Raw genomic sequence first — 14,799 nt, forward strand, 5'->3', positions numbered from 1 at the left:
TGATGCGCATCGCTCAATTGCCCCGGCGGTGGATTCTCCCGATTGAGCGTCGCGCCTAGCCTTGGCGAAACTTTTCTCCACGCGAACGAGGTTTCATCATGCCTACCGGCAACTTTGCAACGACGGCCAGCACGGCGCTGAAGGGCGAACGGCCCGCCACCCTCTCTGGCGCCCTGGTGGCCTTGCTGGCCTTCTGTTGCGGCGCGGTCGTCGCCAACCTTTACTACGCCCAGCCGATCGTCGAGCTGATCGCCCCGCAGATCGGCCTGTCGAACGCCCATGCCAGCCTGATTGTCTCGCTGACCCAGCTCGGCTACGCCGCGGGCCTGCTGCTGTTGGTGCCCCTGGCCGACCTGATGGAAAACCGCCGCCTGGTGGTGGGGTTCACGCTCGCCGTGAGCCTGTGCCTGATCGCCGCGGGCTTTACTGAGTCGCCTTCGCTGTTCCTGGCGCTGTCGTTGCTCATCGGCCTGACTTCGGTGGCGGTGCAGATTCTGGTGCCGTTGGCCGCGCACATGGCGCCCGAGGAAAGTCGCGGGCGGGTGGTCGGCAACATCATGAGCGGGCTGCTGCTGGGCATTCTGTTGTCGCGCCCGCTGTCGAGCCTGCTGGCCCAGGCGTTCGGCTGGCGCGGGGTGTTCTTCAGCGCCGCGGGCCTGATGGCGGTGATCGCCTGCGTGATGGCCGTTGCCCTGCCACGGCGCATGCCGACGCATCAGTCCTCCTATGGCGAGTTGATCGGCTCGGTCTTCGCCCTTGCGCGCCGCCATGCCGGCCTGCGTGAGCGCTCCTTGTACCAGGGCTTGTTGTTTGCCAGCTTCAGCCTGTTCTGGACCATCGTGCCCATCGAGCTGATTCGCCAGCACGGCTTCAGCCAGGCGCAGGTGGCGGTGTTCGCCCTGGTGGGCGCGGTGGGGGCGATCGCGGCGCCGATCGCCGGCCGGCTGGCCGACGCCGGGCATGGCCAGCGCGGCACTCTCGTAGCCTTGTTGCTGGCACCGCTGTCCCTGCTGATAGGGGCGCTGCCGGGCAGTGGCTACCTGTGGCTGGTGGTGTGCGCGGTGCTGCTGGATTTTGCCGTGCAGCTGAACATGGTGCTTGGCCAGCGTGAGGTGTACGCCATCGACCCGCACAGCCGGGCGCGCCTGAATGCGGTGTACATGACCAGCATCTTCGTCGGCGGCGCCCTGGGTTCGCTGGTGGCCAGCCCGCTGTATGAGCAGGTGGGGTGGAGCCTGTCGGCGACCTCGATTGCCGCGGTCCCTGGCTTGGCGCTGCTGCTGTTTCTGCTCCGTCACTACCGCCAGGGCTGAGGGTCCGGGGCGAAGGTGCAAGCGCAGGCCACGGTGCTTGAGCACAACCGTACAAGACACTCGGTGCGTGCTCAGGCATAGTTCCTGGTTTCAATTTTCGCTCGCGGAATCGGCTTATGGACAAGTTGCTGGCGCTGAAGATGTTCGTTGAAACCGTGCGCTGTGGCGGCTACTCATCGGCGGCGCGCAAGCTCGGCCTGTCGACGTCGTCGGTGACGCGGCAGGTGGCGGGGCTGGAAAGCGAGCTGGGCGCCAGCCTGCTCAATCGCACCACGCGCAACACCAGTGTCACGCTCGCCGGGCAGGCCTATTTCGACAAGGCCGTGGCGATTCTCGAGGCCATCGACGAAGCCGACGCCAGCGTCGCCGACCGTGGCAGCGAGGCCCAGGGGCATCTGCGGGCCAGCGTCCCGGTGGAGTTCGGCCGGCGCATCATCGCCCCGCACCTGGGGCGCCTGCTCGAACGCCATCCGGGCCTGGAGATCAGCCTGTCGTTGAGCGACCGGGTCAGCGACCTGATCAGCGAGCGCATCGATGTCTCGGTGCGCCTCGGTTCCTCGGTGGTCAGCGATGACATCGTCAGCAAGAAGATCGGCGACTTCCAGCGTTGGGTCGTGGCCAGCCCCGACTACCTGGCACGCACCGGCCTGCCGCGCCAGCCGAGCGACCTGCTGGAGCACCAGTGCCTGCGCTTCGACTATGGCGGCGTGCACCAGGACTGGACCTTCCAGGGCGACGAAGAGCCCCAGCGCCTGGGTGTGCAGGGGCGCTTGCAGAGCAACAACGCCGACATCCTGCGCGAGGCGGCGCTGGCCGGTGGCGGTGTGGCGCTGCTGGCCGACTGGCTGGTGCGCGACGATGTCGGCCAGGGCCGCCTGACCCGCGTGCTGGAGCAGTACGAGGTCAATCCCGGCACTGCCAGCACCTGCATCAACGCGCTGTACCTGCCCAACCACCGCGGCTCCAGTCGCATCAATGTGTTTATCGAGTTCCTCGAGGAAATCCTCGCCGCCTGAGCCTCGCTCGGGTCTCGAGCAAGACAGCGTTGCGCGCCCTGTGGCTACTCGTCCGGCAGGTGCGCGCCTAGAGTCTGGCCATCATGGGTAGAAGCAAGGTGGTCGCTATGGGTAACGTCATTCATCTGGCGTACGACTTCATCAATCCCTGGTGCTGGATCGGCGAGCTGAACCTGCGCCAGGCCATGGCGGCCGCGCACCGGCCACGGCCGATCGTCTATGTGCCGAGCCGCTGCGCGTTCGACCTTCCCGCCAGCCGCATCGAGCAGGGCGAGTACGCCCGGCGCCGGTTCGGCAGCCTGGCGCGCAGCCGGTTGTTCGAAGCGCAGATCACCCGGGCCGGCCAGGCGCTGGGGCTGCATTTTGCCTTCGAGCGAATCGAGCGCCTGGTCGACAGCGACCCGGCGCACAGCCTGATGCTCGAGCGGGCTGCGCGCGGTGGCGACTGCGCCGCGCTGTTCGCGCGGATCTTCCGTGCCTATTTCTGCGAGGGCCGCGATATCGGCGATGCGCGGGTGCTCGCGGAGCTGGGCGGGGACGGCAAGCGCGAGCAGGAGCGGCTGCTCGACTACCTGCGCGGTGGTGAAGGACTGGCCGCGTTGCAGCGCCACAAATGCGATGCCGCGGACTGGTCGGGCGGGGTGCTGCCGGCCTTTCGCATCGGCGACACCCGGGTCTCGGGCGCCCAGCCCGGCGCCTTGCTGGCGCGGGTGTTGCGGGACGCGACGGTGGCAGACGCGCAGGTGGCCCATGCCTTGGGTTAGCCGTCATGTGGCTGCTGCCAACGGCGCTTCCCGGCGCATGGCCCGAGCAGGATCAGAACGGCCCGAGCTTGAGCGGGTACTGAATGACGATGTACAGCCTGTCGATGTCGTCGCCGGCCTGGGCGGCATTGGCCCGGTGGCTGACGTGGGACAGTTGCAGCGACAGGTCCTTGGCCGGGCCCGACTGCACGATGTAGTGCAGGTCCAGGTCGCGTTCCCAGTGGCGTCCGCCCCGGCCCTGTTGCGGGCTGTAGGTGCCACTGGCGCTGTCGAAGGGGTTGTAGGCGCCGCCCTGGGGCGCGTGGCTGCCGTCGATGCCACGGCCGCTCACATAGCGGGCCATGAAGCTCAGGCCGGGAATGCCCAGGGCGCCGAGGTCGAGGTCGTAGCGCGCTTGCCAGGAGCGTTCGCCGGGGCCGTTGAAGTCGGCGTACTTGATCGAGTTGGCGAGGTAGATGGAGTCGCCGCCGACGAAGTCGAAGGGCGTGTCGCCGTGGATTTTCTGATAGGCCAGGGTGAACGCCTGGGCATCGATCCGGTATTTGCCGGAGAGGCTGTAGGCCGTGGTGTCGATGGCGCCGGCCGCGGCCTGGCCCTGGTCGCGGGTGCGGTACAGGTTGCCGTCGAGGAACAGCTGGCCAAGGCTGGCATGCAGGTTGGCGTAGTACTGGCGCCAGGTGTCGCTCAGCTCCGAGGCGTAGAGGGCGCCGCCCAGCGCCTGGCCGGCGAACAGGTCGGCGCCGATGAAGTCGATGCTGGCGTGGCGGGTGGTTGCCCCGTAGCCGGAAAAGTCGCCCTTGGCGGTGGAGGCGTCCTGGTTCTTGAAGGCGTTGAAGTGACCGGCCTGCAGGTCGAGCCCCTCGAGTTCCCGGCTGGAGAGCAGCAGGCCGCTGGCGTATTCCGGTTGCAGGCGTTTGTCGGCGGTGTCGAACACCGGGGTCGCCACGGTCATTTCACCGAGCGCCAGGGTGGTCCGCGAGGCCTTGAACTTCAGCGCGCCGCCGGCGCTGGAGTAGCGGTCTTCGCTGCGCCCGTCATGATCCAGCGGCAACAGGCCCGTCCCGGAATGCCCCTTGCCACCATCCAGTTTCAAGCCCAGGAAGCCGTGGGCATCGACGCCCACGCCGATGGTGCCGGGGGTGAAGCCGGACTCGAACGAGGCGATGAAGCCCTGGGCCCATTCCTGCTTGTAGCTCTTGCCGGCCGGGGTCGGGGAGCGATAGTCGTTGTTGAGGTAGAAGTTGCGGCTGAGCACTTCAAGATTCGCCCCCTCAAGGAAGCCGGGGGTGTCTTGCGCGCCCTGCGTCGCCAGCGCCGGGGCGCCGCCGCTGAGCAAGGCGAGCAGCCACAGCGGCTTCAGGCGCAGGTGCAGCGGCCCGGGGGCGGTGAGGTGTTTCGAGGCAAGCAGCATGCTTATGTCTCGCGTCAAGGTGGGTGGCCCAGGACGCGGTTGGCCGTGGTTCCGGCAACTGCCGGCACGCCTGCGTCCGCTCGGCGTGGCCATCGGATCGAGGCGAAGCATGGTTGCCTATTACAGGGCGCGGGGATTGTACGGCTGTGCTGCATTCGGCCGTTTGTGCGGCCAGGCGGGCGGCAGGTGTCGTTCGCAGTGGGCGCTGCGGCAGTTTTTGAATTGTCCCTGTTTTGGAATCAATGATTCTCGATTTTGCTGGATTGTCCCTTTTTGTTTTGAGCCCTAAATTAACCACCAAGCCGGCAGCAAAGCCTCCCCAACGGAACCCGCGCCGAGCCCCCGAATTGTGCAACTCAACGCTTGAACCCACTTAGCTATCGACATCAAAAGGAACGCGCCATGTCTATCCGTGAACTGCTCAACCCAAGCAACTCCGCCCTGATCCTGATCGACCACCAGCCACAGATGTCCTTCGGCGTGCAGTCGATCGACCGCCAGACCCTGAAGAACAACACCGTGGGCCTGGCCAAGGCGGCGAAGATCTTCAACGTGCCGACCATCTTCACCTCGGTGGAAACCGAAAGCTTCAGCGGCTACATCTGGCCGGAACTGCTCAGCGTGTTCCCGGACCACCAGCCGATCGAGCGCACCTCGATGAACTCCTGGGAAGACAAGAAGCTGGTGGAAGCGGTAAAGGCCACCGGGCGCAAGAAACTGATCATGGCCGCGCTGTGGACCGAGGTCTGCCTGAACTTCCCGGCCCTGGAAGCCCTGGCCGAAGGTTATGAGGTGTACATCGTCACCGACGCTTCCGGCGGCACTACCCAGGAAGCCCACGACATGTCGGTGCAGCGCATGATCCAGGCCGGCGCGGTGCCGGTGACCTGGCAGCAAGTGCTGCTCGAGTTCCAGCGCGACTGGGCGCACAAGGAAACCTACGACGCGGTGATGGACCTGGTGCGCGAACACAGCGGCGCCTACGGCATGGGCGTGGACTATGCCTACACCATGGTGCACAAGGCGCCGCAGCGTCAGGTCAAGTAAGCCTGCCGCCAACGATAACCGGTCGACGCAACCCGCTTGCGTCGGCCGGTGGTCGTTGGCGATGAAAACGCCCGGACTGCACACCGTTCCCACGACTCAAGGACCGTCATGAAACAGACCCTCGATTCCTCCCGTAGCGCGGCCTCCCTTTCGCCCTGGAGCCCGCTCAAGCATGGCCTGTTTCGCGGGCTGTGGCTGGCCAGCATCGCCTCGAACATCGGCACCTGGATGCACGAGGTGGGCGCCGGCTGGTTGATGACTTCGTTGTCGGCCAGCCCGATGACGGTGGCGCTGGTGCAGGTGGCCGCCGCCGCGCCGATGTTTTTCCTCGCGCTGCCGGCGGGAGCGCTGGCCGATATCGTCGACAAGCGCCGCTATCTGCTGCTGGTGCAGGGCTGGATGGCCAGTGTCGCCATGCTCCTGGCGTTCCTGACCCTCAGTGGCCTGATGACGGTGCCTCTGTTGCTGCTGTTGACCCTGGCCATGGGCATCGGCACGGCGCTGATGATGCCGGCCTGGTCGGCCCTGACCCCGGAACTGGTGCCCGCCGGCGAATTGCCCGCGGCCATCGCCTTGAGCAGCGTCGGGACCAACGTGGCGCGTGCCGTGGGTCCAGCCATCGCCGGGGTCCTGGTGAGCCTGGCCGGGCCCTGGGCGACCTTTGCGGTGAATGCGCTGTCGTTCTTTGCGGTGATCGCCGTGCTCGCCTGCTGGCGGCGCGAGCCGAAGGTCGCGGTGCTGCCGGCGGAGCGGCTGTTCAGTGCGATCCGCGTGGGCTGGCGCTACGCCCGCAGTTCCCATCCGTTGCAACGGGTGCTGATTCGCACCCTGGCGTTCTTCTTCGGCGCCAGCGCCGGCATGTCCTTGCTGCCGTTGATCGTGCGCGGCGAGTTGCAGGGCAGCGCGACCCAGTTCGGCGTGTTGCTCGGCAGCGTCGGCCTCGGCGCGGTGCTGGGGGCGATGCTGTTGCCGCGGCTGCGCCAGCACCTGGCGGTGGATCGCCTGGTGGCGCTGGCCAGCGTGATCTACGCCCTGGTGCTGTTCGCCCTGGCCTGGCTGCGCGACTTCTATCTGTTGATCCCGGTGATGCTGATCAGCGGCGGCGCCTGGATCGCCGTACTGTCGAGTTTCCAGGTGGCGGCCCAGACCTCGGTGCCGGCCTGGGTGCGGGCGCGAGCGCTGGCGGTGTATATCCTGATGTTCTTCGGCAGCATGGCCCTGGGCGGCTTGCTCTGGGGCTGGGTGGCCAGCCTGTTGTCCATGAGCCTTGCCCTGAGCGCGGCGGCCGCGGTGCTGCTGGCCGGGGTCGGGCTGACCTGGCGGGTCGGCTTGCCCCAGCGCAGCGCCGAAGACCTGGCGCCGTCGCTGCACTGGCCGCAACCGCTGCTCAGCGCCGACCAGGACCTGGAACGCGGCCCGGTGATGATCCGCCTGGAATACGACATCGCCCCCGAACACGCCCAGGCCTTCCAGCAGGCGATGAACCCGGTGCGACGCATGCGCCAGCGCAACGGTTCGTTTTCCTGGTGCCTGTTGCAGGACAGCGAAAACCCGCGCCTGTGGTGCGAGATTTTCTTCGACGAATCCTGGGTCGGCCACCTGCGTCACCACGAGCGGGTGACCCGCGCCGAACTGAAGATCGAGGCGGCCGCCCGCCGCTTCCAGAGCGACGGGGTGAAGATCCGCATCCGCCATTTCCTCAAGGGGCAGGGCTGAAGGGCTGCTTGTCGTCAGCAGTGTTTGAAGCAGAGGCCGCATTTCGCGGCCTCTTTTTATGGCATCACTCGTGCGAGTGCCCATGTCGCCATGAACATGGCGAGGGCTGGCGCGAATACCTTGTCATTGGCACTGTCCTGCTGGACATGGTGAGCGTGTTTCGGCTGGCTGCCATGGGTTTGACCCTATCCCCCTGGGGGGATAGGATGCCGGCGTGATTCATTGAGGCCCGAGGCTCCAGTCATGAGTGAGCACGAACACCACCATCCCCATATCCACCAAAGCCATGAAGCGATCATCAAGCGCCTCAAGCGGGCGGACGGCCATCTGCGCAGCATCATCGGCATGATCGAGGAAGGTCGTGAGTGCGTGGATATCGCCCAGCAACTGCATGCGGTGGAAAAAGCGGTATGCCAGGCCAAGCGCACGTTGATCCAGGATCACATCGATCACTGCCTGGAGGACACCGTTTCATCATTGAACAATTCATCATTGAGCAATGGCGAGCGCGCACCACTGGAAGCCTTCAAGCAAATAACCAAGTATCTCTAGGCCTGGCTGAACGGCTGCAACAGGATGGTGCTCGGACCTGGCCATCCGATCTGAGCCATGCTCCGAAACTCAAGCTCAGCGATGGGGCCATCGGCGATGCTGGTCATCGATCACGTACGGATGCTCGTGATCCAGACCATTCTGGCCGTCTAGGTGAGCGTGATCGGCCGGAAGATTTTCATGGGTGTGTCTGATCGACTCCTGATCATGTACAGGGCGCCAGATCAGGATGCTGATCGCCCATGCGCTACCGGCCACCACGGCGAGCCCGGCAAACGACGCGGTGAGGCTGATATCGGCACCCAGCCACCCAGCCAATGGGTAGGTCATCAGCCAGCAGGCATGGGACAGAGCAAACTGGGCGGCAAACAGCGCCGGGCGGTCTTCGGCGTGTGCCGAGCGACGTAATAGCCTGCCGCTTGGGGTCTGTGCCAGGGAATAGCCCACGCCAAGCATCATCCACAGTGGTAGCAGGAAGTTGTAGGTGGTCAGGTTGATGCCAATGGCCAATCCTGCGACCAATATTGCTCCGCCAAACAGCATGGCTGTGCGGTCCTTGATGTCTTTCAACAAACGAGGCAACACCAGGGCTGCAATCATGGAGCCACCGCCGAACGCAGCCAGCGCCAATGCAGTAGAGCGCTGGGGCAAAGCGAAGCGCGATTGGACCAGCACCACTGTATTGACGATGACCATGGCACTGGCCGCCGCTACCGTCAGGTTCAGCGCCAACAGCCCGCGCAAGCGAGGCGTCGCCAGGAAAATGCGCAAGCCACGGGTGGTTCGCTCGTAAATACTGCGGCGTGGCGTCTGCTTCGCCTTCGGCAGCAACACTGTCGAGACCAGGGCCGCCGAAGCGAGAAAACCAATGACAGTGCCGGCGAACAGACTGTGGAAGCTGACCACGGTCAGCAACGCGGCGGCGAGCATCGGACTGGCGACGCTCTCAAGATCGTAGGCCAGGCGCGATAGAGACAACGCCTGGGTGTAATCGTCCTCATCCGGCAGGATGTCCGGAATGGTCGCCTGGAATGTTGGGGTGAACGCAGCCGAGGCCGACTGCAAGACGAAAATCAATACGTAGATTTGCCAGACCTCTGTCACGAACGGCAAAGCAAGGGCGACCAGCGCTCGCACCAGATCCAGCGAAACCAGCATCGCGCGCCGAGGGAGGCGTTCTGCAAAAGCAGCTGCAATCGGCGCAACGCCGATATAGGCAGTCATTTTGATCGCCAACGCCGTGCCCAGGACCGCACCTGCCTGGGCGCCTGCAAGGTCGAAGGCCAGCAAGCCCAAGGCGACGGTTGCAAGGCCGGTACCTACCAGCGCGATCACCTGGGCCAGGAACAGGTGACGGTAGGTTGGGTTGGCGAGGATTTTCAGCATGGGAAATCTCCCAGGGCGAGGCGTTTAATCATCTGTGCTATCAAGCGTTTCTCGAATGCAGAGAGCGATGAGTTCCTTGTATTCAGCTTTCCCATATCCCCCCGGGGAGGATGTGGGGCGTATCCTAAACCAGAGGCAGTGGCAGCTCAACAAAGAGGCGCGCAGCCTTTCGTCGAATGTCGGGAAATGGGTGAGAGAGTGGCTTGTGCGGTGAAGGCAATTGGCCATACTTTGTGGGGCGTGAGAGATCTCACGCCTATAACAACATGAGCATGGAGCAAGCCCTGATGAAACTGTCTGCCATTCTGATCGCCGCTGTACTTTCGATGACTTCCATCGCTGCCTTCGCCCATAGCGGTGGCACTGATGCAAAAGGTTGTCATCGCAACCACAAGACCAACGATTACCACTGCCACTAAAAACCAAAGCCCAGCGTCAGGCTGGGCTTCGTGACGAACTGGCCTCCTCACATTTGTGGAGGCCAGTTATGGGATTCGCCCTGGCAATCCTTGCACCAGGCGTAGAGCGCGTCGTACAGGACCAGGCCGTGGGCGAGCATTTCATGGTCATCGCTATAGCGCTGCGACAGGCCCAGTGAAATCGCGTACAGCCCCGCCGATTGCGGGGTCAGGTCCAGACGCGAGGTATCGGCCCCGCGCACGATCCTGGCCAGATGCCGCAAGGCCGGCTCGCTGAGTCGGTACTTCTTCAGGAACGCATCGAAGCTGCACAGTTCGCCCTCGTGGCTCAGTTCAACACCGGGAATGTCATAGGGCGCCGCGTCTTTCTCCGCGGCGAGCCGCAGCACATCGGCGCTGGGCACGTATAAAAACTCCGCCTGAGGATCGATGAAGCGGGTGATCAACCAGGGACAGGCGATGCGGTCGATCTTGGGTCGTTCGCGGGTAATCCACTTCATGGAACACCTCCTGCCTAACTCGGTAGGCTGGGTGAGCCGGCAGGCCCGGTGCCCGCCAGAGATCGTCAATCAGTTCATTCGCCCTAGCGCAGCAGGTGCACGGCCAGGCCCGCCAGTGCACAGGCCATCAGCACCTGGATCACGCCGCGCTTGAAGCGGAACAGGGCAACCGCCGCGGCCAGGGCGATCAGCGCCGAGGGCCAGTCGAGGGCGCCGCTGAAGCCGTTCGGCCACAGCACGTGGTAGCCGAAGAAGCACGCCAGGTTGAGGATCACCCCGACCACCGCGGCGGTGATCCCGGTGAGCGGCGCGGTGAACTTGAGCTCGTTGTGGGTCGACTCCACCAGCGGGCCGCCGGCGAGGATGAACAGGAACGAAGGCAGGAAGGTGAACCAGGTGACCAGCGTTGCCGCGACCGCCCCGGCCAGAAACACCTGGTCGGCGCCAAACACTTGCGAGACATAAGCCCCGACGAAGCCGACGAAGGCCACCACCATGATCAGCGGCCCGGGGGTGGTTTCCCCCAGGGCCAGGCCGTCGATCATCTGCGTCGGGGTCAGCCAGCCGTAGTGACCCACCGCGCCCTGATAGACATACGGCAGCACGGCATAGGCACCGCCGAAGGTCAGCAGGGCGGCCTTGGTGAAGAACCAGCCCATCTGGGTCAAGGTGCCTTGCCAGCCGAACAGCGCGGTCAGGGCGCCCATCGGCAAGGCCCACAACAGGGCGCCGATGAATGCCAGCAGCGTGAGTTTCAGCCAACTGAAGCGGGCATGCCCAGGGGCAGGGGTATCGTCATCGATCAAGGCCGGGCCGAAGGACTTTTTAGCCGCGCCATGCCCTCCGACCTTGAACTTCTCGGGTGCCAGGCGACCGCCGAGGTAACCGATCAAGGCGGCCCCCAGCACGATCAATGGAAACGGCACATTGAAGGCAAAGATCGCGGTGAATGACGCCGCGGCTATCGCCCACAGCCAAGGGTTCTTCAGGGCCCGCGAGCCGATCCGATGTGCCGCCTGTATGACTATCGCCGTCACCGCGGGCTTGATGCCATAGAACAGCCCGGCCACCACCGGGACTTCGCCGAAGGCGATGTACAGCCAGGACAAGGCGATCAGGATGAACAGCGAGGGCAATACGAACAGCGCGCCGGCAATCACGCCGCCCCAGGTCCGATGCATCAGCCAGCCAATGTAGGTCGCCAACTGCTGGGCCTCGGGCCCGGGCAGCAACATGCAGTAGTTGAGCGCGTGCAGGAAGCGTCGCTCGGAGATCCAGCGCCGGCGTTCCACCAGTTCCTGGTGCATGATCGAAATCTGCCCCGCGGGCCCGCCAAAGCTGATGAAGCCGAGCTTGAGCCAGAACCAGAAGGCTTCAAGCAAACCGACCGGCCCGGGCCTCGGCGGATCCGTTTCCAGCGCCGACTCGGAAACCTTACTCATGGGGTTGTTCCTCTTTCTCGAACTCGGCGAGCAGGCCGTCGAAGATGGCGCTGGCAGCGGCCAGCAGCTGGTCGTCATGGCTGATGGTTTCGCGCAGCCCGGCCAGTACCCGCTCGATGCCGGCAGCCTCGGCGGGCTGGATGCCGCCGATATCGAGGTAGTGCACCAGGGCCGCGAGACGATCCAGGCCGGGTTGCCGAAGGGCAAAACTGGCTTGCAGGGTTTCGAAGGTCACGCGGTTGCCGACATGGCTGAACGCTGCGTCATCGAAGTCGAAACCCAGGGCGTCGGCCGGGCAGTCCCGGGGCTGGTCCAGCCAGAGGATCCGCGCCTTGGGGTCGATGAAGCGGCGGATCAGCCAGGCACTCGCCAGGCGGTCGACCCAGGGGCGCTTGCGGGTCGCCCAGACACGGCCCTGATAGTCGCCCGGGCTGAGCAGGGTGATGGGCAGGTCGCGGCTATACGGCTCATCCGTCGACAAGGCCCGGCTGACCGCCGTCTCCAGCTCCTGCAAGGCGGCGTCGGTGTGCTGCTTCGGCTGGCCGGGGAAAAAATCGATGCTGGCCAGCTGATCGTAGGCTTTGCGCAGCTTGCGAATCTGCCGGGTGCTGGCCAGGGCATTCTGCGCCGTCAGTTGCCCCCGGCACTCCTCGATTTCGTTGCGCAGTTTGCTGTAGTCCTCGTTGCGGTCGAACAACCCGATAAAGCGTTCGCCGTTGGGCTCCACCACGGGCAGGACAAAGGCGGTGCCATTGATGGCCAGGATGTCGCGCTCAACCGCGGCCAGCGTTTCGCGGCAGGTGGCGGTGTCCGGCAACAGGTAGGCACCGTCGCGCAACACCGCGGCCCCGGAGGCTTTCAGGGCTCGCCAGGCGCGCATGCGCGCTGTTGCATTCGCGGTCGGCAATCCGAGGATCAGCGCTAGCCAGTTATTCATGTAGTGACAGATCTGAAAAATGTAGATATCGCTACATTATTCTTGCGCGAAGGCATTGGAAAGGGATTTCACAGGCTCTTCGTGAATGGCGAGGTCCGCCGGTCAAATCCGAGGGCTCAATGAGGGGCTTTGATAACGCAAGTCGCCCACCGCGGCAGCGGTGGGCGACCTGTACTAGCGCAGCCGGCGGGCGGCGAGATCCAGCGCGATGGCCAGCAGCAACGCCAGGCTGGCGATCACGAACAGCTGCTGATGATGGCCGCCGCTGGCATTGAAGATCAGCGAGTAGGCGGCCCCGGCCAACGCCTGGAAGCTGGCGAAGGCCACGGTCGCGCGGCTCCAGGCGACCTGTTGGGCATGGGCGTGTTGCTTCAGTTCGTGGACCCTGGCCAGGGCCAAAGGCACGATGCCGGGTGGGAACGAGCCGATCAGTACCGCCAGCCCGCACAGCAGCCACGGCTGGCTGGTGATGCTCAACGCGCCCACCGCCAGCGCCTGCACGATCAGCACCCAGCGGATGCTGCGGCGGGCCCCGAGGTGGTCGGCGAGCATGCCGTAGACCATCGGCCCAACGATCGCGCCGACCCCATACATCACCCACACCAGCGCCGCCACATGGGTGCCGGCATCGAGGCCGCGGGCCACGTAGTCCACCAGGAACACCATGGCCGGCACCAGCCCGGTGGCCATCAAGGCGTACTGGGCGAACAGCAGGCGCAGGCCACGGCCGGACGCCGGGTCTTCAGGGTCGGCCGGCTCGCTGGCCTTCACCGCGACAGCGGGCTCGGGCTGGCTCTGCGGCCAGCAGAACCAGCTGGCGGCGGTCAGCGCGGCGGCCACCAGCCCCAGGCCTAGCCAGGTGTCGCGCAGACCCCATTCCAGCAGGGCCGGCACCAGGGTGCCGGAGCCGGCGATGCCCAGGCCGATGCCGAGGAAGATCGCGCCGCTGGCCGCGCCTCGGCGCGCCGCCGGTACGTGGGGCAGCACAGTGGAGGCCACCAGCACCATGATGGCGCCGCCGGCGATCCCCGAGAGCAGGCGCCAGACGAAGAACCAGCTGAAGGACAGGGCCCAGGCACAGGCGAAGAACGACAAGGTGGCGACCACCAGCATCAGCCGCAGCACCCGCGGATTGCTCAGGCGCTTGCCCAGGGGATGGCCGATCAGCGCGCCGATCAGGTAACCGGCAAGGTTGGCGGCGCCGAGGTAGACCACGTCGGCCTGGACGAACCAGTGGGCCTGGATCAGCTGCGGGATCAACGGGGTATAGGCAAAGCGCGCCAGCCCGATACTGACCAGGCTGGCGCACAGGCCGGCGAAAATATGCAGCCAGACTGCATTGCGCATGGGAAGTGTCGCGGTGGTAGGCGCTGACATGGGGGCGTCCTTGATGGGTGAGCGGTGGAAAGGGATGGGCTGGGGTGGATTCTGCAAGGCGGCGCCTGTGCGGCGGAAATCATCGGCATCGATAGCGGATATGCCTCGCCGATATCGCCTCAAACGCTTGCGGGGCCCTGGCTGTTTGCCAGTCAGGCCCGGGGGCGCAAACCCCCAGGCCAGTGCCGGTCAAGGCATCTCGGGCAGTTCCTGCGCCCGCAGATCGAACACCAGCACTTCGGCATCCGCGCCGTTGCTCAAGGTCAGTGCCTGTTCCTTGCGGACCCGCACGCCATCGCCTTCCTGCAAGAGCAGGCCATTGAGCTCGACCGAGCCGCGGGCCACATGCACATAGGCGTAGCGGTCGGCGTCGAGCGTCAGGGTGGCGCTTTCCTGGCCATCGATCAGCCCGGCATAGACCCGCGCATCCTGGCGCACCTGCAGCGAACCGTCGGCGCCCTCGGGGGAGATGATCAGTTGCAAGCGACCGCGTTTTTGCTGCGGGCTGAAATGCTCTTGCTGGTAACGCGGCCTGGCGCCGCTGACATCCGGCACTATCCAGATCTGCAGGAAGTGCACAGGCTGGGTGGCCGAGTGGTTGTACTCGCTGTGCGCCACGCCGCTGCCAGCGCTCATCAGTTGCACGTCGCCAGGGCGGATCACCGAACCGGTGCCCAGGGTGTCCTTGTGTTCCAGGGCGCCTTCGAGCACATAGGAGAAAATCTCCATGTCCCGGTGCGGGTGCTGGCCGAAGCCCTTGCCGGCGGCGACCCGGTCGTCGTTGATCACCAGCAGGTCGGAAAAACCCTGCTCCCGCGGGTTGCGGTAGTTGGCGAAGGAAAAGGTGTGGAACGACTTCAACCAACCGTGGTTGGCGGCGCCGCGATCAGAGGCTTTGCGAAGGGTCAGCATGAGGGAA

General features: G+C 65.2%; 14 protein-coding genes. 7 read left to right on the top strand and 7 right to left on the bottom strand.

What is annotated here, in order from left to right; all coding sequences use genetic code 11:
• Positions 1-98 precede the first annotated feature (98 nt).
• From NRG23_RS32420 to NRG23_RS32430, 3 genes are all read left to right on the top strand, one after another.
• Positions 99-1,313: an MFS transporter gene (locus tag NRG23_RS32420; protein WP_016703083.1), complete on the top strand. Its 1,215-nt coding sequence runs from the start codon at positions 99-101 to the stop codon at positions 1,311-1,313.
• 116 nt (positions 1,314-1,429) lie between these two features.
• Complete coding sequence (locus NRG23_RS32425; RefSeq protein WP_016703082.1) at positions 1,430-2,329, top strand: LysR family transcriptional regulator; 900 nt, start codon at positions 1,430-1,432, stop codon at positions 2,327-2,329.
• A 107-nt stretch (positions 2,330-2,436) separates the two neighbouring features.
• Positions 2,437-3,093, top strand: coding sequence for a DsbA family protein (locus tag NRG23_RS32430; protein WP_038633396.1), 657 nt, complete (start codon positions 2,437-2,439; stop codon positions 3,091-3,093).
• Positions 3,094-3,145: 52 nt separating this feature from the next.
• Here the strand turns inward: NRG23_RS32430 and NRG23_RS32435 are convergent, their stop codons facing one another.
• On the bottom strand, positions 3,146-4,504 hold the full coding sequence (locus NRG23_RS32435) for an OprD family porin (RefSeq protein ID WP_257373424.1): 1,359 nt from the start codon (positions 4,502-4,504) through the stop codon (positions 3,146-3,148).
• A 402-nt stretch (positions 4,505-4,906) separates the two neighbouring features.
• Between NRG23_RS32435 and NRG23_RS32440 the strand changes: the two genes are divergently transcribed.
• From NRG23_RS32440 to NRG23_RS32450, 3 genes are all read left to right on the top strand, one after another.
• The gene (locus NRG23_RS32440) at positions 4,907-5,551 is read left to right on the top strand and encodes a hydrolase (RefSeq protein WP_016702824.1); all 645 of its coding nucleotides are present in this window, start codon (positions 4,907-4,909) and stop codon (positions 5,549-5,551) included.
• Positions 5,552-5,659: 108 nt separating this feature from the next.
• Complete coding sequence (locus tag NRG23_RS32445) at positions 5,660-7,267, top strand: MFS transporter (RefSeq protein WP_038633390.1); 1,608 nt, start codon at positions 5,660-5,662, stop codon at positions 7,265-7,267.
• 243 nt (positions 7,268-7,510) lie between these two features.
• Entirely contained in the window at positions 7,511-7,819 is a 309-nt protein-coding gene (locus NRG23_RS32450) for a metal-sensing transcriptional repressor (protein WP_124338611.1), read from the top strand.
• 75 nt (positions 7,820-7,894) lie between these two features.
• Here the strand turns inward: NRG23_RS32450 and NRG23_RS32455 are convergent, their stop codons facing one another.
• Entirely contained in the window at positions 7,895-9,205 is a 1,311-nt protein-coding gene (locus NRG23_RS32455) for an MFS transporter (protein WP_124355168.1), read from the bottom strand.
• A 287-nt stretch (positions 9,206-9,492) separates the two neighbouring features.
• Between NRG23_RS32455 and NRG23_RS32460 the strand changes: the two genes are divergently transcribed.
• Positions 9,493-9,624 carry a YHYH domain-containing protein gene (locus NRG23_RS32460; RefSeq protein WP_124355167.1) on the top strand — a complete coding sequence of 44 codons (132 nt, stop codon included), beginning with the start codon at positions 9,493-9,495 and terminating at the stop codon, positions 9,622-9,624.
• A gap of 47 nt (positions 9,625-9,671) precedes the next feature.
• On the opposite strand, the gene NRG23_RS32465 is transcribed toward NRG23_RS32460, so the two are convergent.
• The 5 genes from NRG23_RS32465 to NRG23_RS32485 form a co-directional block, all read right to left on the bottom strand.
• Entirely contained in the window at positions 9,672-10,124 is a 453-nt protein-coding gene (locus NRG23_RS32465) for a chromate resistance protein ChrB domain-containing protein (protein ID WP_124355166.1), read from the bottom strand.
• A gap of 83 nt (positions 10,125-10,207) precedes the next feature.
• Positions 10,208-11,566, bottom strand: a complete 1,359-nt coding sequence (chrA, locus tag NRG23_RS32470; RefSeq protein ID WP_257373425.1) for a chromate efflux transporter — start codon at positions 11,564-11,566, stop codon at positions 10,208-10,210.
• Positions 11,559-12,503 (bottom strand): chromate resistance protein, encoded by a 945-nt coding sequence (locus tag NRG23_RS32475; protein WP_257373426.1) that lies wholly within the window; start codon positions 12,501-12,503, stop codon positions 11,559-11,561. The genes chrA and NRG23_RS32475 overlap by 8 nt, the downstream gene beginning before the upstream one ends.
• Positions 12,504-12,677: 174 nt before the next feature.
• Positions 12,678-13,880: an MFS transporter gene (locus NRG23_RS32480; RefSeq protein ID WP_257373427.1), complete on the bottom strand. Its 1,203-nt coding sequence runs from the start codon at positions 13,878-13,880 to the stop codon at positions 12,678-12,680.
• Between the two features lie 189 nt (positions 13,881-14,069).
• Positions 14,070-14,792 (bottom strand): pirin family protein, encoded by a 723-nt coding sequence (locus NRG23_RS32485; protein WP_257373428.1) that lies wholly within the window; start codon positions 14,790-14,792, stop codon positions 14,070-14,072.
• Positions 14,793-14,799 lie beyond the last annotated feature (7 nt).

The organism is Pseudomonas sp. T8 (genome assembly GCF_024610635.1).
GTDB classification, from domain to species: domain Bacteria; phylum Pseudomonadota; class Gammaproteobacteria; order Pseudomonadales; family Pseudomonadaceae; genus Aquipseudomonas; species Aquipseudomonas chlororaphis_I.